This is a genomic window from Spongiimicrobium sp. 3-5 (genome assembly GCF_046557915.1).
In the GTDB taxonomy this organism is placed as follows: domain Bacteria; phylum Bacteroidota; class Bacteroidia; order Flavobacteriales; family Flavobacteriaceae; genus JBHEBG01.
This window is the reverse complement of sequence record NZ_JBHEBG010000003.1, coordinates 230,868-249,405: the sequence shown is the minus strand read 5'-3', so window position 1 is coordinate 249,405 and position 18,538 is coordinate 230,868. Positions and strand designations below refer to the sequence as shown.

Here is an 18,538-nt window from a genome sequence, read left to right as displayed (position 1 = left end):
TCGTTTGGTTTTGTTTAATCTTTATGCCCTCTGAACTAATGCGACAACAGGAGTTGGGGGGCTTTTTTTCTTTATGTCATATGTTGCTGTTTTAGAGTGTTAGTTTAAGTTTTTTGGCGTTTTTAATGTATTGGAGCTACAGGCTCCTCCTTTAAGTACTACTTTTCCATCTATTTGTTCATACTCAATATTTAAAATAAACTTTAATGTCTCCAGTACGTCTTCAAGGTCTGCATTATCCAGTTTACTTCTTATTATACAATCGGCTATGGCGTAGTTGTCCAATTCTATATCCACATCATACCATCTTTCCATTGTTTTTATGGCATCCCTCACGGTGATCTTTTCAAAAATTAAGACCCCATCTCTCCATGATGTTAACATATCGGCATCTACATATTGCTTTGTAAAATTACCGGTATCGGTATCGTAAACCGCTTGCTCTCCAGGCTGAAGAATCATTCCATTTAAACGGGAAGGTTTATTGATTTCTCTGCTTACCTTTACTTTGCCAGTTGCAACCGAAACCTGTATCTGTTCATCATTCTGATAAGCTTTTACATTAAAAGATGTCCCCAACACCCTTGTTTCCATATCCCGGCTTCTTATAACAAAAGGCTGTTGTTCATTTCTGGCAACCTCAAAAAACGCTTCTCCTGTTAAGAATATTTCCCTTATGGTATCATTAAATGTTTCAGGATAGGTTAATTGAGAGGCTACATTAAGAGTAACTTTTGATCCATCTGGTAAAGAAATTGTTTTCTGTTCCCCAATTCCCGTATACTCGGATATTAAATTGGTAGGGGTATTGGTATCCAAGCTGAAATAGAATAATCCCCCAATTGCCATTAAACCAATAAAGACCGCAGCAATTCTGGACAACGAAGACCAACTTGTTCGTTTTCTTATGGCAATCTGTTCTCTATCCTTGGCTTTTTCAAGAATTTTTTCGAAAAAAACTTCTGGTAAAATACTTTCAATATCAGTTTCCTCGTCTTCTAAGGTTATCCAATGCTGATCTAGTACTTTTTTTACTTCATCCTCGGTCATTCCATCTTTCAGTAACGCATGCAATATACCCAGCTCTTTCTCTGAAATGGTATTCTTAGTGTACTTAAAAAGTAAGTCTTTGATTGTATGTTCAGACGTACCCATAATAATTTATCTTCTAGTAGTGCTTAGGCACTTTTATAGGAGTACGTTTCTAAAGGACAAAAGTCCCGTAAAAATTAAACTTTTAACATTTCAGTATTAAAACCTGGAATACAGAAGGAATGTAATTAGTGATGAAGAACTTCGAGAATAAAAATAACAAGTGGAATTTTAAACTTAAATAGAGGTTGTAATTGTTCTTTAATTATTTTTAACGTCTCCCAAAGGTTATTTTTTACGGTTTTGGAGCTTATCCCAAGAATTTCGGCTATCTCTTGATTGTTTTTACCTTCTTTTCTCGATAAAATGTATATTTTTTGTTTCTGCTTTGGCAGTTCTTCAATTATATTATCCAAAACCCTTTCATACTCTTTCATTTGTATATCATCTGGGGTTTTGTTGTTTACATGTTCTTTAAACTCGTAATAGGTTTTCCGCAATGAATTATCTACAGCCGCTTTACGTAAATGATCATAAATCATATTGCGGGTCATTACAAATAAAAATGATGCGAAATCTTTTTTCTCATTTAGTTCCGCTCTTTTCAACCATATTTTGATGAAGGCTTCCTGAACTAATTCTTCAGCTGTGTGGACAGATTTAACATACTGTAGAATGTAATGATATAACTTATTATGATAGCGGTCATAGAGAGCTTGAAAGGCTTTTTCGTTACCCTTCTGCAATTCCAGCACTAAAAGCTTAACACTATCTTGCCTAAGATTACTCATTATTTAAAATTCTATCCATAGGTAGAGCAGCTAAATTATTCATTTTTTCTAAATTATTGCTTGTATTAGTTAACGGGTAGTCAATATTCAGGCCTTTTTAATAGAAAGGTAACAAATTCTTAAAGTATCATTCATCTACAAATACAGGTGAATTCAACAAACTAATTTTTCCTGTTACATTATAAATTCTCATAGCGTTTAGATCGCAATCCATTAAAGAAAAGTTTGAAAAATCTCCACTGATAGTTGATGCTTAAAACGAACATTTCTTTTATTTCCATGAGCAAAAACAATGAACTCTCCTTGTTTCACGCGAATGGAAACGTCGGCTCTAATTTTGGAAATTTCTCGTTCCCCTCTGGTAATTCGAGTATCGAAATTTAGGTTATGTCCACCGTTTATACTCGTGGTTTCCTTTCTAATAATTTCAAAAAAAACTTATAGTATTTGGCTGAATTAGGGTCATTTACCTTATTGAAGAACTTATAGGATGTAATACTTAAAATGGCTCTACTGGACTTGTCCTCATAGAGCATGTGGTTTTGTAACCCGACTCAGGAGAGCCAAACTGTGAATAAGGCTCGGTAACAGAACCCAGCCTACATATCCAAACTGTTTTAGAACTGGCCGCGAAACGTATGCCCTTTGAGAAAGGGGAGTTTTTGGATAAAATGAGAGGGTAACTTTTGAATAAAAAAAAGTTGATCAGTGTTAAACGAATGCTCCCGGACATTCATTTAAAAATTTATCAACCTCAACAAGGGAATTTCCAAAATTTTAAAGATTTCCAGAGCTGAATAAATAAACAGCACTATTCGACATTTTCTAGTTTTCCATAAACCTACTAAGATTGGTCTAGTTTGTTCCCCTGCCTATTTTTAATAAATCCACCCCAAGGGATAAACCTAGCCAAGGAGCGCCATCATAGTCCCAAATATTGCTGCCTCTTCCAACTGCCAAATCCCATCCTATAAATGCACCTACTCCTATGGTGTTATAAGTATAGGTAAGGCCGCCGCCAAACGAGAAAAGGCCTTTGGTAATTTCTTGTCCCGCCTGGAGTGCCCTTCCGTTAGGCGCATTTTCAGTATTGCCCGGATTTAGCTTAATAGAAGAACCTCCTATAAAACCACCTATCCTTAAACTGTGATCACGAATACTATTATCCACATTTTTGAGGTACGTAAAGTTGGTCTTTCCCCAAATAGTAGTAGATAAAAACAAATTGGCGTTGAAATCCGCAACAAATTCTTCTTTTATTTTATTGCCTTCCTTATCGGTTAAAGGTGGCCTGTACTTTATTGGTATGGTCAAAGCGGACAAATAAACACCTCTGTGGTTTAGGGATATGGTCTCCCTATTTTTGAATTTGAAAAAATACGTACCATCCCTATGCTCGTCCTCTCCATTTTCATCAAATATCAAATACCGATTAACATATAGTTTGTCTTCCTTAAATCTTACAAATGCCTTTGCTTGCAGGGGCCATTCATCGACCAAAACTATATTTGATATGCCAGTCGTAACATCTTTATCAACCTTAAACTTCTTTTTTATTGTAGTTTCTACTTCGCCTATTTTGACTTTTTGCCAGCCCTCAACCTCATCACCCTTTTTTAAAATAGTTTTCTTGATTGTCTTAGATGTTTTAAGACATTTAGGGCCATAGCACTTTTCAACATAATAGATGGTTTTAAGATTTAGATTTTCCTGAGATTGCACCCATGATCCAACCATGAATACAAAAATTAAAACTAGCAGTGTTCTCATACTGTAATAATTTAACTGGTCAAATGTGAACCTTGCTCCATTACCCCTGGCAAAGGGCAAAGATCCTTTATGATTGTTAGAAGAGCATTCCAAAGCTCTAGATTCAGTTTAAGTTAGGAAGCAGGGTAGGCTTTATAATTACGCCTTCTTGATCGTCCTTTATCACTCCAATAATAGAGTCCACGGCATTCATGACCTCTTTATAATTTTCCACATCAAAACTATCCGAGGATGGCAACAGGTCTATTATTTTGGGCCCGGTTATACCTATAGTAGTAAGTTTAAAACTTGCCCTGGCCCTTTCCAACTCAACGTTGGCAGCAAGTTTTGGCAACGACAGGTTAATACTCTTTTTACGGTTTTTAACGTGTATAACCAACCGTACGCCTACCCCATAAGTTCTGGTTTCAGAAGAGCTGCAAACTATTTTTTTGCGTTGCACAAAATCGGACACTATAAGCACATCTTTTCTTTCCAAGCCTCCCTTATGACCAAAAATTTCCAGATTAACGCCAGCACTCCTGTTGTACTTTAGTACATACCGCTCTATGCCACCGTCCAAGGCTGCCAAATTAGTGGGAATATTACCGCAATCATCACGGTCCAAGGCTGCCATTTTGTTTGCCTTAAGACTATCCGTAGCCATGGCCAAACTAAATTCCTCATATAACTGATTTGGGCTAAAGTTTTCTATAAAACTGTGGTCTTCGGGAAGTAGGGCCAATGTATCTATAACGTACATTCTGTCTCCCACCATAAACTCCTCAGGATTTTCCTGATTCGCATTTTTGTTTTCAGTTTCCCCACATCCGTAGATTATCAGTGAAACAACGGCAATAAAGATTGTTTTTTTCATTTGAAAGGTTTTTAGTTGTTTTTGTAAAAAGGCATCGGAATTGGGAAGGTCTGTTGCTTCATTTCCCAATGCTTGGTCTTTGTCAAAGCTACCATGGGCAGGTACAAAAAAAAATCCCCATTAGTGGGGATTTTTGCCATGTACACGAGCTTTTTTTCTAAAAATCGTATTTTTTCTCCAGCGCGTACCGTAACAATTCACCGGCACCGCTCAACCCCAATTTGCGAATCATGTTCTTACGATGGGTATCTACCGTGGTCTTCCCAATAAAAAGTTGGTCCGCAATTTCATAGGAGGTCTTTCCGCGGCTTATAAGTCCCAAGATTTCCTGTTCGCGAGCGGACAATATACTTTTGGATTTATTCTTGGTTGCAAACGGAAGGTGAATTTTCTTATCAAAGTATGTTTTTCCTTGGCCAACCACCCGTATAGCCTCTAGCACCACTTGCATTGAAGAATTCTTTAAGATATACCCCGCAACACCTGCATCCAACATTTGGGCAATGGCATTTTCCTGATCAAACATGGTAAAGGCAATGACCTTTGTACCGGGATATTGCTTTTTAATGATTCTGGCAGCAGCAATTCCGTCTATTTTCGGCATACGGATATCACAAAGGACCAATGTGGGCGATTTCTTTTTGACCATTTCCAATAACGCTTCCCCGTCATTGGCGTGCCCCACGATCTTAATGTCATCCTCGGTTTCTAGATAGGATCTTATGCCATCTATAAGCGCTTGGTGGTCTTCCGCTAAAACTACAGTTATCATATCGGTATATCTATAATGATCGAGGTTCCCTTGTCTGCAACACTGTCTATGGTAAAGCTACCTTCCAAATGTTCTATACGTTTTTCAATATTGTGCAACCCCATACCTTCACCAGAATGTTTAATCGTAGAGGTGTTGAATCCCGTTCCGTTGTCCTCTACCACAATGTTCAAAATATCTTCGTGTTGCGTTAGGTTTATAGCTGCTTTAGTCGCTTTTGAATGTTTTATTACATTGGTGACCAATTCTTGGACAATCCGAAAAATTATGAGCTCTGTAGAGTTCTCCATGCGATCTTGCAGACCAAAATCCGTAACGTCCAATTTAATCTTGTTAGCTTCCGAGATAGTTTTGGCCATCTTTCTAACTGCCGGCACCAACCCTTGGTTTGCCATTACCCCAGAATTTTTGGAATGTGCCAACCCTCTTATTTTTTGATAGGCCTTCTCTAACAATTCGCTTGCATTGTTTAGGGAATCATCGTCTTTGGCCGTATTAATATTTTCAAAATGCAATTTTACCGTGGCCATTAAACTCCCAAGATCGTCGTGCAGCTCATTGGCTACGCGCTGCCTTTCTTTTTCTTGGCCAGCAATCATAGCGTCGATACTGACTAATTCTTGTTCTTTGAGCAAGGTTTCCACTTTTTGTTTTTCCAATACCTGCCGTTGCTCGGCCAGTTTTCGCTTTTTAGAAGTGTTTTTGTGCAAGAGAACCGCTAATGATGCAATTAAAATAAGTGATATAAGCGATGCGACCAATAGACCACGATTTCGGTCGTTCTCCGCTTCGGCCTGAAGATTCTTGTTCCTTAACTGTAGGTTTTCCTTGAGTTGTTTTTCATTTTCCAAAACCACATTCAATCTGTTTATTTCCAGTGTATTCCTTCTAAAATCCAGCTCAAATTCCTGACGGTATGCGGCCAACAAAAAATCATAGGGAATATTCTTTTCTTCCTGTTCCCTATGAAAAAAGGCACTATTAAGGTTTAGATAATAATCCGACCTCAAGGGATCGGCCGTGTTGATATGCTCTTGGGCCGATTCCAAAAATTGATTGGCTCTTTGAAAATTTTTTCTCTTGGTTTCCAACATCATTAGCTTGATTGAGGAAAAAAAAGCCAAACTCTTATGAAAGGGATAGCCCTTTGCCAAAAAGATAGTTTTTTTGTAATACTCCGAAGCACTTTCTATTTCTCCTTGGATATCCAACATCAAAGCTTTTTCATAGTAGATATTGGCCAGCACTGGGCTATTTATATTTACCTCATTCTCAAAACGGTCCAGCTTTTTGGCCACTTCGAAATAATCTTCGTCAAATTCCACAAAGGATTTGGACCAAAAGATCATTTCGTAAATCGACACCCAAATTTCATCCATGGAATCACTTGATATTTTTTTAAAATGTTCCAAATAGGCCTTATAGGAATCACTATTTTGAGCGAATTCGTAATTATGATATTTGAAAAAAGCCAAAAGACAGGCTTTGATCAAAAAAGGTTTATTTAAATCATTGGCCATCTGATATGCAGCATAAAATTCCCTATAGGCCGATCCTTGTGCCCTGTTATAGAACAGGTCCAGATATCCTTTTTGCAATGATCGAATGACGGATAACTCTTTACTTTCGGTTTCTCTGTTGCTTACTAACACCAGTTGAAAATAGTCCCGTTCTTTTTGCCCCTCATAGTATAGAATTTCGGCAAGACGCTCCAACTCATTGCGCACGGTGGTATCTTCCAACTGATAGGAAACCATTTTTGCCTTTTCAAATTCCAGTTGCTTTAAATGATAAAAAAAGGATTTTATGCTTTCAGGTTGTGAAGACAAGAGCATCCAAGGCAGCAATAGCATAATAAGATTAGCAACTTTTCGCATTAAAAAAACAGGTTCACAAAGCTATGATGACATCTTGGTGAGGGAAACTGTTGGCCCTCCTCTAGACTTTCAATACTCAATCCGTCATACCCCACCATTCCAGGCCTTAAAATGCGTTTATAGTGATCGATTCCATTTCTGTAATAAAACTCAGAATCGAAAACCCTGGTCCTAGGAATATCCCCTTCGATAGGTTCTGAATAATCAGATGAATTCCATTTACCTACATTAAAATTAAAGCCGGGTAGTGGGTATAATATTCGATTAAATACTAATGGAAAACGCTCTCCTTTTTTAATTTCTATGGGGCTTTTAAAGCTATACTTATTTTTATAACTTTTTCTAGTACCCTTTACCCCAAAATAAACATTTTTCTCCCCGTCATAATATGGTGAGTGCCTAGAAAAACCTATGTTGACGTTTCCTCGGTAGTTTAAAAGTTTTAAGGAAACCTTTTTAATGCGGCATAAATCCCCATCCGCCGACCTATCAAAGTGAAACCTTCCGAAAACACCAAATAGAGTTCCATAGAGTTCGGAACCGTAGAGGAAATGATATACAGATTCTTTATCGGCTTGCCCGTAACCCAAATTTACCGATGTTCCTAATTCTTGATCTTCAAAGTTTTGCATAGTGTTATTAATTTTTAGTGTTAAACTCAAAAGTAATAAGGCCATCCATACCGGATAATCCCCATTCATAGGTATTTTCACGGTATGCAATTTGGCAAACGTATAGGAAGATCTATAAAATTTTGGGGTGGGAAAAAACCTTAATTTAGCAATAAATCCCCTAATAGGACTGTAGAAAAACCATAGAATTTATAAGGTTATTATGTAGTTGTTTAAATTTCTAATCTATTGAACCTGAGTGACTAGAAGTAACAACTAAAAAGCGGTTAAGGCATCGCTTAAAGGAATACAATTTTTATCCAAATGGGCTAAATAAGCAGGTTGTCCGCATTCCTAAATTGGAAGCGGAATTATATATTTATACAGACTCGGAAACAATTTGCAACGCCGTAATGGTTCCTAAAAACCCAAAAACAATGGCCCAATATTGCATTTTAATCCAAAAAAGGCTGTGATTGTTTTTTAGCAAGAATTCTTTTCCGGTTTCCTTATCTATTACTGCTCGGGCATTTTTATTGTTCCATCTAATTCCAAAATACCAGCTAAATACTGCCGTACCAAAGAATGCTATGATAAAACCATAATCAGAATATTGCTTGGGAAGTAAATATTCCGAAATTACAATCAATCCCACGAGCACTACAACTACGAGAAAACCTCTTCCGGACCAGATCAGCATATTAACTTTTTTTAAATTTGTTATTCTATATTTTTATAAATTTCGGATAATACTTCAGATAAATGCCAGTTTCTAAGGAATTCAGAATTTGGTCTGGTCTCCGTCTTGCTTTTCCATGTCGATTCTACTTTTCTAAAAGCATCTCTTATAAATGATTCATCGGCAACATTGCCCGGAATATTAATAAACATGGGAATAAACGATTCGGAAATAGTCGCCCCTCCATGCCAACCATTCATTTGATCTCCTTCATTGACCGTTAAATATCCCATTTCGCCATCTGTAAATACTACCACGTCTCCAGAGCGACTATTCCACATGGGATCGTTCATTTCTTCCAAACGTGCCTCAAAATCTGGCCAATCCTCCATATGACCACTTTTCATTAAGAAAGCATTAATACTGTTCAATTTAATTTCTCCATTAGCAGGATCAACCGATTCAACCCAACGATATCTGGCCAACATTCTATTCTCCAAATAATCCTCCCCATCTACTGAACAATCATCATTTTGACACGCCTTTACGAATATGGCAGGAAATCTACCAAAGGCGCCATGATCTTTTTCAAAACTTTCTTGTTTTGATGGATTTCTATTTTTAGGTCCTAATTTGGTATTATCAAGATTCACATCACCTTTACCTGTACTGGCCAAAAAAAGCGCCTTGGCACTCTCTAAAGCCAACAAATTGTCCATATAGGGCAATGCCGTTCTAATATATAAATGTCCCATCCCTCCATTTGGAGAATAAGTATATACATCAGAATCTAAAAAATCATCCAAATCCTTTTCTCCTCTCACCTTCCTCCTATCCATTTCCTCAATATATTTATCAAACCTTTTATCATCCAATAAAAAGTTACGTGAACGCAATTTTACTGCATCCAAAATGTCTTTTGGAAAAATATTGAACTGATTTAGCTTAGTATCCTCTCTATCCGAAGGATGCTCATCATTGTGATAAGCGTGAAGACCATGATCGGCAATTAGGACAAACATTGTAGAATACAACAAGCCATTGTGAAATAAAAAATCAGTAACCTTTTTAAAGTAATAATTGGTTACTTGTAGTGCATGCTCTTGAATAGCCAACAAAGGATCTGCCACATTAGGCAACGCAGGACCTTTGTGATACCGAACACCCACTAAATCTTGTTCAAAATCGTACGCTTCTTTAATATCTTCTGGTTCTTTGTTGCCTATATGATGGGCAACATTATCTGGTCCTGGATAATATAAAGAAACAAAATCCACTAGGTTTTCACTGTCATACTTAAGATTCTCCGAAACATTGGATAAGAACATTGCAGATGTCTCAAGATCCAATCTACGTGCGGCTAAGGGATTATGTTGTTTTAGAACAATATCTTTATCGTACGTTTTCCTTATAGTTAGACCGGGAATATAGTAAGATTCCTTAGCGACTTTTTTCAGATCATCTATAACATTTTTGCTGTACCCAATTGAAGTGACAGTTGCGTTGTCATTTTTCGAATATGAGTACCAAGGATAAAGTGAAATTATATTCAATGATTTGGGGTTATTGGAACCATTCGGATAATCGGTAATAAGATTGTCATATAAACTTCCGGCATTGTTTCTTGCTCTATTATTAAAACCACCTATTACCGCCGAAGCATTAACTACCCCCGATACTTCTCCCTGCGAATTAAATCCCAAATATGAATTTCCGTTTATACCATGTTCTCCCGGTCGTTGCCCACTATAAATACCGGTCCAGTTACACCAGGTTACCGTAGGAATAGCAGATAATACCGGTTGTTTTAGTGCCTTATCCCGAAATCCGCTATTAAAGGCAGATTTAAAACCGTCCGCATCATCATTATTAACTACTGCCAGTGCAGAATCGTACGCAAACCCATCAACGCCAACTATTATTGTTTTTAGTGAACTAATAAAGAAAGTACTTATTGGCCCTTTTATGATCCTATTTGTGCCCTTTTTCTGCCATACCCCCTGTAATATGGCTTGTTTACCCAACAGCCTCCTCTCTTTTGGTATTTTTATATCAAAATATCTTTTTATCCAAGAATAATTTCCGGCACTACCCTTTACTTCCGGACCAACAGTAACAGCATTCTTATTAATTAGTAAATTCCCGTTTAAATCATAAATACCATCAATTCCTATTACATCAAACTTCTCAAACATTTTGCTTTCCACCCTATGTTTATAGGTTAAACCAATGGCATATGTGTAAATATCGTAAGGGCTATTTGTGGAATAGGTCCAATAAAATTCTTTGGCAGTATCTTTGTAGTTTATCTCAAAATCATTTTCTGTTTCTGGGCTTATCAAATTAGGAACATCTTTTAATTCATCGGGGATAAACCCTAGAGCCATAATGGGAGTTCTGATGTAAAACTCATTGGGTTTATTACTATTTTTTTCAGGATAAATTTCCAACTTCTGATTATTATATATTAGCGTATCCCTTGCGAGTTCCTCTTCTAGGGGAACTTTAATATAGTCTGCTTTTATTAAGCTGATTTGTAACGGGTTTGCATATCCGTTGTTTATTGCATCCGTATGCTTGAAACTTTGATAACTGTATTCATAAAACTGAAGGAAGTCATCCTTTTGCGGTTCCTTTTCCTCCGATACCAGAATTACAGATGCTGTGCTTGTATTACCCAATGCGTTTACCACACGTAGGTTTATATTCGTTTCCTTACCAATTAATGGTACACTGGTTGATGGAATACTAACGCTAATCTTATGTGCAAAAGGGCGCCATTTAGATGTATTTTCCGGAGTTTTTTTTATTTGTAGATTTTGAATTACGATAAAATCTTCAGTTGACGGGTCTATATACTCAAGATAAACTTCCTTGATATCAGCTTTATTTTTTACAATATCTGCTAACGGATCCCTAATATCGGCTTCAAAGTAAATAGTTGCTTTATTCTCGGAGACCGAACCAATGTCAATACTGTTTGGATTTATTATTACGGTAGGAAAAGGGTTGGAGAAATTTGCCGCAATGCCAGACTCTTTCCCTGTTTTATCATACACATAAATTATATTGTCCGGAAGCATCGAATATTCTATCTCCTTAGGCTCATCGGCCTGTAAGGAAACCCCGTCAAATTGAGGTATGATCTGTACTAAGCGCAAACTGTCGTTCGGGATAAAAACACCCTTAAATTTAATAGGATTAAGTGGTTCTGCATCCTTGGTATAAAGTTTTAGGAGTTTGGGATCTCTAGGGTTTTTGGCATATTCAAGATCCGGAACATCGTCCATTGTAGGATAAACAAAGTTAAGTTCAAATTCATTATTACCATCAATAACACCAGAATACTGCACCTTGTTACTTGTTTGCAATATCATATCGTTCTTGCTAACGAATATTCTTGCAATGGTTGTATCCATTGTTTCTTGGTTAACGATTTTCCACTGACCAGAATAGTCAAGCTGTGCGTTCATTGCCTGAAACACACCTACAAGCAAGAAAAGAAGATAGTATTTGTTAGTTTTCATAGGATATGGTTTTTAATCTTCCCCAAGGGGTTCATCGATAATAATTCCTGAACCGGAATCTTGGTTATCGGAAGCTTCGGAATCATTAGTCTCCGTTGGTTTTTTTGCAAAGGGATTTTCGAACCCTTCCCCAGAGCCCTTTTCAAATTTATCCTCTTTTTTACCACCTTTGTTAGGGTCAATTGATACCAGTTTTTCTTTTAAACCAGCCACGCTAGCGGTCATGGCTCCTGCATCCCCTGCCTTTTTTGCTTGCTGAATGGCTCTTCCACCATCGGGATCACTACTTAGATTACTGCCTTCTTTCCAAGTGGCATCATCTGCCATCAATATATCTGAATCCATGATAAGGAATACCAGAACTATGGACTTAATTATGGACGGTGATAACCTTTTGGTCACTAGCAAATAACTTAAACAGCAAATTACCAACAGATAGTAGATTATCCTCATTCCAAAGACGGCTAGCAATAAGCTTGACACAATTACGCCCAAGAGCAATAGGAACCATTTAGGAATCTTATCCCGTGTTATTGCCTCCCCATTCCCGGATATCAGCAAAAAGTAGCGGATAGTGGCTACCAAAGCTCCCAAAATTAGGAACACGGATATTATATGTCTGGGGTAACCATTGATCTTTGGCAAAAAAGCTAGAAAAATCAGGTTTATGGATGCTCCCATGAGTACTAACCCTAATTTTTTTCTGTTGTAACTAGAAAAGCTATACTTCCATAAATTGCCATATGCGCCTAAATTTTTATAAAAACCTATAGGTCCATATCTTCTCATCAGTTCTATTAGGGAAAAGACTATAAACACCACTAGAATCCACATAATTCTAGGTGTAATCACATCATAATCGATAAATTCGCCTTTATATTGATCAATTGGATTATAAAAATAATATCCGGGTTCATACGAATTCTTCTGTTTTTCGAAACTTCTTATATCTGCATCCAAATCCTTAAAATGCCCTTTATCTTCAATCAAAAAGAAAGAGTGAAACTTTGGTAATCCCTTTTCTGTATAGGTTAGCCCATTCCATCCCTTCTTTATCCTATGCACATAATAAATTTGAAAAGAGGTGATGAATACCGAGAAAATAACCATGAAGAGAAAAGTCCTGCTCCATTTTTTGCGGCTAAAAGTGTATTTTTTGTTAAGTCGAAACAAGCCAACAAGAGCTCCTAGCAGCATCCATCCAAACAAACCGTTGTAGGGAGAAAAAAATGGGTTGGAATAGATTTTGGAGAGATCTTGCTCACTTAACAACCATGTAATTATTAAGTAAAAGAGGTTTAAAGCAATTCCAAGCGACAAATAATACATGATGTGCTTAGCAAACGAAGAAAGCTCATTCTTAGAATAATTGATTTCCATAATTCCCTATTTATATTGTTCTACTGGTTCATAAAGTATAAAAGCTCCTTTGATCGATTCCAAATCTTTAATGACAACATGGTAAATACCGGGATGCTCAAATTTTTTGGTTTCCTGTGCTTCGGGTATTACCTTAATTTCCATATCTAGTAACGGCAAGTAAAATGATACCGCTCTACCCGTATCGTTTTGAAAAGTTATCGTAGCACCTTTATCGACTCGCAAAATACCCGGGGTAATTTTTTCTTGGTTCACCCTAAACACCGTCTCAGAACTTAGGTCTCCCGATGTGGAGCCCCATAAAACCGCTGAAAAAGTGATGGCTATCACGGAAATGACAATCAACCCTTTTCTAAAGAAGTTTAAGGTAGTCATTGAACCTTTATAATTCTGAACCATTTTCCCCAGTGGGTATCCATAAGCCACATGTCCCAAATATGCCGCAAACAAGGACATGGGTTTGCTGGTAAGGCCAAAAAGTTCTCCAAAGGGAGAAACAACAAAAATTGTTTCCAATAGTAAAGCATAGAGAACGGCCCACCACAGATTCTTTCCCTTCATTACCAAAGCGTACATAATGCCAAAGGTAATTCCGTTAGAAAAATGATATAACCAACCTACCAGATCGGTAAATGTGCTGCTCGCCGTAGCATCGGTTAGCCACATGCCATACATGTTGATGGGTGCAAAGATCCGATTGCCCAAAAGCATAATGGGGATTCGGATTAGATCGTAACCAAATGTTCCCAGTAGACCACCAACGGCCCCCAACAGCAAAACGTTTTTTAAATCATCTTTTTTTAAGAATAGGTAAACCCAAATCAACAATAACAATAGTAGTGATGGAAGGAAAATGGCCAGAGCGGTCTTATGCATATCCGCAATGCCATACGCCTTCAAAAGAAGTATTCCTCCAGACGGAAGGCATAATAGAAATAACAATATTCTTAAAAAAGATATCTTCATAAAGAAATAGACAAAACCATCGCTCAATATGAAGATTAGTATGGTAATACTCGGGGGAAAGAACCTTTTAGAGCTTTATTATTGTTAAAAGTTAACCATTTTTCACCTATTTAAAAAAAGTATTTTGTGACAATTACACTGTATTTTTAGTATGCCGAATACGTTATAACATACAATGTATTAGTTATTTACATAAACAGATGATTTGTATGAAAACTTTTGTGATTTATTTCTTACCTCACCCAATAGCTATTTAGATGTAATGGAAGTGTCTCCCAGGTATTCCTTCGGGAATAAATATCAAATGCATCTGCCAATGATTTATTGCAATGCACTTTAACATACAGCTCGTCATTTGATCTGCCTACATTATCCAGGGTAAACACTTCCCTTGGGTATTTGGTTTTTATTTCTTCCGTTAGCTCGGACAAAATTTCCTCAGCATCATCAGAAAAGTCAAAATCACCATTTGGATCGGTATAGGTAAAGCCGAAGGTCCCTTCAAATTTCAACCATTTTGGAGAACTTGCCCAAATTAAAGTGGAATCGCCCAGAATGCTTTTGTGGTAATCCCTGGCAGCCTTTAGCGAATTAAAAGATTCGGCCTTGTGGATCGGTTTTTTAAGATTAGGCTGGATAGAGGTCAGCTTTTCTGTATCGAAATAAAAGTATTCGCCCTCCATCAACATTTCATTGCAATACAGATTAACGTAAAACTTCTTTATAATTTCGTGATTACGGCATAACTGTATTTTGTAATGGTATCCGCAAGCATATTGTTTTCCGGGGGTATCAAAAACCCATTCCGATTTAATCTTGTTTAAAACATCAATTTCATCCACATACCAATTGCCAATAGATTTTACCAAATCGGTTTCTTCCCCCGTCCATTTAACCCCCAGCAAATAATAATCCCCTTTTGAAAAATCGATTTGCTCGAAAGGTTGTTGTTGACCAGACAGGTTTAAAAAAAATAAAGCGAAAATGACGACGGTTAAAATGGATTTCATGTTACTCAAAATTTTAGATGATATAATACACAATTGATTAAACAAGCGGCAAGCGTTGATCAACTAATTAAAACAACTATAAACTGCTGTATTTAAATTCTTTACAAAGTAGTGAAAAATAGGAATAGTTGTTAAAAAGCACTCAAAATCAGGGGCTACCCATCCGAAGAGTACGCCCCTTTATTGCCTTAACCATGCAATGATACAACTATTGCACCGGGGTTGAGTATAGTGTTGTAGATAGGTGATTTTTTCGCAAACGCCAACAATGTTTGCTTTTCCGCTTCGGATAAATTGCCCTCCACATCGATATGCACTTTTATTTGCCCGTATTCCTTTAAGATACAGGCGTCCAGACCTAGAAATCCATTTAAATTTAAATCGCCTTCTACACGTATGGTAACACCATCTACCTCAATACCATTTGCCGAAGCCAACAACATCATGGAAGTGGTTATACAACTTGCCAAGGTATGCAGTAAAAACTCTGGCGGACTTGGTGCTGTATCCGTACCGTTTAAAACAGTGGGCATATCCGTACCGCACTCAAATGGGAGGGTTCTTGTTATATCTTCCTGGCAAGCGCCGTAAAATCCTCTGATCTGGCTTTTATTTCGGGGCCCCGATTCCCATTTGTTGGTTGCCTTAAATTTAAACTCAGCAATTTTAGGATTGCTCTGTAATGCCAAAACTGTGTTCTCAATGGCTTCAATATCGAAACCATTTACTTGTGTGCTTGTGGTGTTCATCTTTTTGTGCTTTAGGTTATTTATTTGTTTAAAAATTCGTTCCAAATGCTATTAATTAACTCTGCTACCGTAGGTATATCGTTTATATGACCTACACCCTTGCCGGCATACATGCCAATTTCTTCAACTTTGCCCATCATATCCGTATTTGGGACATTCCCCTCATACCTAGTGACCGTTGCATCGCTATCCTTGTATGTTACCAGTACTTCATTTTCATTTGGTCTGTTTCCTTCCACGGGACAACCGGCGGCTTCCCACATTTTAAATGTTTTATTTCTTATAATTCGATGTGTTGCATTGCTCCACCCTTTGTTTAAACACACAGTAAAAACAGTGTCTTTTGCCGATGAATTGATCAATGCTTGTTTATATTTTGGATGCGCGCTGCTTTCTTCCGTAGCTACAAAACGCGATCCCATAACCACCCCCGCAGCTCCCAATGATAAATATGTATATATGTCCTTTCCGGTCGCAATTCCTCCCGATGCTACCACCGGGATATTCCCGGCAACTGCCAGCACTTCTTCCAAGGCTTCATGTAACGGCCTCGAAGCGTGTACATGACCACCAGCTTCGGTACCCTGACAAACAAGATAATCGGCTCCGGCATGGATAGCGCTTATAGCACTGTCTTCACTAGTTACTTGTATGCCTAAAATAATATTGGCCCTCTTAATTTTTTGTACTATCTGCTTAGATGGAATACCCCATGAAAATTGTATGATTTTTATTCCCGATTTTATGGCACTATCCAGTGCTTTAGGCTCAAAATTCAAAACAAAATTTGCGTAGAAAGAGCCATTTGTAATTTTCTGAACGTCTTTAATTCTTCTTCTCGAATCTTTAGGCGTTGTCCATGTAAGGGGTAGCCCTCCTAACGCTCCAGACTTAGTTACTTCGGATACTAAGGCTGTAGTAACTACTCCTGCTGTAGGCGCTTGTACTATCGGGTATTTAATATTTAGCAATTTGATGAGTCTTTTGGTTGCCGAAGAAGGATAGCTAAATTCAATAGCTTCATTTGTTTCCTTAAGAATCAAATTCCTTGATCTACCAAAACTGTAACCGGCAACAGTGGTTGCACCAATGCCGGTAAGCGCACTTTTTTTAATAAAATTACGTCTAGAAAAGAGATTTTTTGACATTCTTTTGATATTAAGGTTTGTAACTTAATGCTGCTGTTCTTTGAACTCGCTCCAAATGCGCCCTATCAATTCGGCTACGGTAGGTATATCGTGTATATCGTTCACACTGGTTCCGGCATAGTTTGCCATGGCCTCAATTTCACCCGTATAGTTTAGATTGGGCGCGTTAATACTGTATCGTTCTACATCGTAATCGGGCCCAAATTGCACTACAATGTCCTTTTCTCCGGGTCTCTCACCAACTGCAGGGCAGCCTGCGGATTCCCACATCTCAAAAGTTGAGTTGCGTAAAATTCTATGGGTCGTATTTTCGAACCCTTTATTCATACAGGTGGTAAAAACGGTATCCTCAGCAGCGGATGCTACCAGCGACTTCTTATAAACATCATGCGCGCCACTTTCTATAGTAGCCACAAATCTTGATCCCATAACAACGCCAGCGGCCCCCATTTGCATATATTCACGCATTTTATGCCCCGTGGCTATGCCTCCGGAAGCAACTACTGGTATATCTCCCGCAATTTTTAAAACACGCTGTAACGCTTCTGCCAATGGCCGGGATGCATGCACATGACCACCAGCTTCGGTACCCTGACATATCAAATAATCTGCTCCCAGATCCAAAGCTGCCCTAGCACTGGCCTCACTGGTAACCTGTATGCCCAAGATTACTTTCGCCTCCTTCATTTTGGCCACCATGTCTTTCGTTGGCATACCCCAAGAAAACTGTATAATGGGCACGCCACTGGCTATGGCCACATCAAAAGCCTTTGGCTCAAAATTCAGTACAAAATTTGCAAAAAAGGGGTTTTTGGTTTTTCCTTTAATGGCTTCGATCTGTTTAATTGCATAATCGGGTTCGGACCAACTTAAGGGCAAAGCCCCCAACCCCCCACTATTAGCTACCGCGGCGGTAAAGGAACTGTTTACCACACCCCCGGTCGGAGCCTGTATTATAGGGTACTTTACATTCAATAACTCCGTGAGTTTCTTGGTCGCTGATGACGGGTAATTAAATGTAGCGGTGCCCTTTTTATCTGTTATCGACGGCTTATTCGATCTACCAAAACCATTGCCAATAATGGTTGTAGTCGCAATACCTGCTAGTGCTCCCTTTTGTATAAAGTTGCGTCTGGAAAAGTTTTTCGAGTCCATAAAATGATACTTTAAGTGATTACTGGTTGTTCAATTTCTTTAACTGAATATTTATATCACAAAAGTATCGGGTACCGTCCCGTTAAAATGGTGCCATAAGTTCTATAAATGGTATAATCGGTTCATAGGAAAATGAACCTATAGTAACAATTTTG

At 37.9% G+C, this 18,538-nt stretch carries 15 protein-coding genes; all 15 read right to left on the bottom strand.

Going from position 1 to position 18,538, the window contains the following annotated elements:
• Positions 1 to 99 precede the first annotated feature (99 nt).
• Complete coding sequence (locus ACEQ81_RS12635; protein WP_411031264.1) at positions 100 to 1,155, bottom strand: FecR family protein; 1,056 nt, start codon at positions 1,153 to 1,155, stop codon at positions 100 to 102.
• A 125-nt stretch (positions 1,156 to 1,280) separates the two neighbouring features.
• Complete coding sequence (locus ACEQ81_RS12630) at positions 1,281 to 1,883, bottom strand: RNA polymerase sigma factor (RefSeq protein ID WP_411031263.1); 603 nt, start codon at positions 1,881 to 1,883, stop codon at positions 1,281 to 1,283.
• A gap of 855 nt (positions 1,884 to 2,738) precedes the next feature.
• Positions 2,739 to 3,653, bottom strand: coding sequence for a hypothetical protein (locus ACEQ81_RS12625; RefSeq protein WP_411031262.1), 915 nt, complete (start codon positions 3,651 to 3,653; stop codon positions 2,739 to 2,741).
• 103 nt (positions 3,654 to 3,756) lie between these two features.
• Positions 3,757 to 4,509: a hypothetical protein gene (locus ACEQ81_RS12620; RefSeq protein WP_411031261.1), complete on the bottom strand. Its 753-nt coding sequence runs from the start codon at positions 4,507 to 4,509 to the stop codon at positions 3,757 to 3,759.
• A gap of 157 nt (positions 4,510 to 4,666) precedes the next feature.
• Entirely contained in the window at positions 4,667 to 5,281 is a 615-nt protein-coding gene (locus ACEQ81_RS12615) for a response regulator (protein ID WP_411031260.1), read from the bottom strand.
• Complete coding sequence (locus tag ACEQ81_RS12610) at positions 5,278 to 7,158, bottom strand: sensor histidine kinase (protein WP_411031259.1); 1,881 nt, start codon at positions 7,156 to 7,158, stop codon at positions 5,278 to 5,280. Before ACEQ81_RS12610 ends, ACEQ81_RS12615 begins: the two co-directional genes overlap by 4 nt.
• Positions 7,158 to 7,871, bottom strand: a complete 714-nt coding sequence (locus tag ACEQ81_RS12605; RefSeq protein WP_411031258.1) for a hypothetical protein — start codon at positions 7,869 to 7,871, stop codon at positions 7,158 to 7,160. The genes ACEQ81_RS12610 and ACEQ81_RS12605 overlap by 1 nt, the downstream gene beginning before the upstream one ends.
• 277 nt (positions 7,872 to 8,148) lie before the next feature.
• Complete coding sequence (locus tag ACEQ81_RS12600) at positions 8,149 to 8,469, bottom strand: hypothetical protein (protein WP_411031257.1); 321 nt, start codon at positions 8,467 to 8,469, stop codon at positions 8,149 to 8,151.
• Positions 8,470 to 8,489: 20 nt separating this feature from the next.
• Entirely contained in the window at positions 8,490 to 11,975 is a 3,486-nt protein-coding gene (locus tag ACEQ81_RS12595) for an alkaline phosphatase family protein (protein WP_411031256.1), read from the bottom strand.
• A 12-nt stretch (positions 11,976 to 11,987) separates the two neighbouring features.
• A complete protein-coding gene (locus tag ACEQ81_RS12590) occupies positions 11,988 to 13,355 on the bottom strand; it encodes a hypothetical protein (RefSeq protein WP_411031255.1) in 1,368 nt (455 codons plus the stop codon).
• 6 nt (positions 13,356 to 13,361) lie between these two features.
• Positions 13,362 to 14,321 carry a hypothetical protein gene (locus tag ACEQ81_RS12585; protein WP_411031254.1) on the bottom strand — a complete coding sequence of 320 codons (960 nt, stop codon included), beginning with the start codon at positions 14,319 to 14,321 and terminating at the stop codon, positions 13,362 to 13,364.
• Between the two features lie 233 nt (positions 14,322 to 14,554).
• Positions 14,555 to 15,331, bottom strand: a complete 777-nt coding sequence (locus ACEQ81_RS12580; RefSeq protein ID WP_411031253.1) for a hypothetical protein — start codon at positions 15,329 to 15,331, stop codon at positions 14,555 to 14,557.
• A gap of 188 nt (positions 15,332 to 15,519) precedes the next feature.
• Complete coding sequence (locus ACEQ81_RS12575) at positions 15,520 to 16,080, bottom strand: OsmC family protein (protein WP_411031252.1); 561 nt, start codon at positions 16,078 to 16,080, stop codon at positions 15,520 to 15,522.
• 20 nt (positions 16,081 to 16,100) lie between these two features.
• Entirely contained in the window at positions 16,101 to 17,228 is a 1,128-nt protein-coding gene (locus tag ACEQ81_RS12570; protein WP_411031251.1) for an NAD(P)H-dependent flavin oxidoreductase, read from the bottom strand.
• A gap of 24 nt (positions 17,229 to 17,252) precedes the next feature.
• Positions 17,253 to 18,383: an NAD(P)H-dependent flavin oxidoreductase gene (locus tag ACEQ81_RS12565; protein WP_411031250.1), complete on the bottom strand. Its 1,131-nt coding sequence runs from the start codon at positions 18,381 to 18,383 to the stop codon at positions 17,253 to 17,255.
• Positions 18,384 to 18,538: the final 155 nt, after the last annotated feature.

Bases quoted from the DNA above. Each gene is read 5' to 3' on its own strand.
- ACEQ81_RS12635 (WP_411031264.1), bottom strand. From the start codon at position 1,155: ATGGGTACGTCTGAACATACAATCAAAGACTTACTTTTTAAGTACACT.
- ACEQ81_RS12630 (WP_411031263.1), bottom strand. From the start codon at position 1,883: ATGAGTAATCTTAGGCAAGATAGTGTTAAGCTTTTAGTGCTGGAATTG.
- ACEQ81_RS12625 (WP_411031262.1), bottom strand. From the start codon at position 3,653: ATGAGAACACTGCTAGTTTTAATTTTTGTATTCATGGTTGGATCATGG.
- ACEQ81_RS12620 (WP_411031261.1), bottom strand. From the start codon at position 4,509: ATGAAAAAAACAATCTTTATTGCCGTTGTTTCACTGATAATCTACGGA.
- ACEQ81_RS12615 (WP_411031260.1), bottom strand. From the start codon at position 5,281: ATGATAACTGTAGTTTTAGCGGAAGACCACCAAGCGCTTATAGATGGC.
- ACEQ81_RS12610 (WP_411031259.1), bottom strand. From the start codon at position 7,158: ATGCGAAAAGTTGCTAATCTTATTATGCTATTGCTGCCTTGGATGCTC.
- ACEQ81_RS12600 (WP_411031257.1), bottom strand. From the start codon at position 8,469: ATGCTGATCTGGTCCGGAAGAGGTTTTCTCGTAGTTGTAGTGCTCGTG.
- ACEQ81_RS12595 (WP_411031256.1), bottom strand. From the start codon at position 11,975: ATGAAAACTAACAAATACTATCTTCTTTTCTTGCTTGTAGGTGTGTTT.
- ACEQ81_RS12590 (WP_411031255.1), bottom strand. From the start codon at position 13,355: ATGGAAATCAATTATTCTAAGAATGAGCTTTCTTCGTTTGCTAAGCAC.
- ACEQ81_RS12585 (WP_411031254.1), bottom strand. From the start codon at position 14,321: ATGAAGATATCTTTTTTAAGAATATTGTTATTTCTATTATGCCTTCCG.
- ACEQ81_RS12580 (WP_411031253.1), bottom strand. From the start codon at position 15,331: ATGAAATCCATTTTAACCGTCGTCATTTTCGCTTTATTTTTTTTAAAC.
- ACEQ81_RS12575 (WP_411031252.1), bottom strand. From the start codon at position 16,080: ATGAACACCACAAGCACACAAGTAAATGGTTTCGATATTGAAGCCATT.
- ACEQ81_RS12570 (WP_411031251.1), bottom strand. From the start codon at position 17,228: ATGTCAAAAAATCTCTTTTCTAGACGTAATTTTATTAAAAAAAGTGCG.
- ACEQ81_RS12565 (WP_411031250.1), bottom strand. From the start codon at position 18,383: ATGGACTCGAAAAACTTTTCCAGACGCAACTTTATACAAAAGGGAGCA.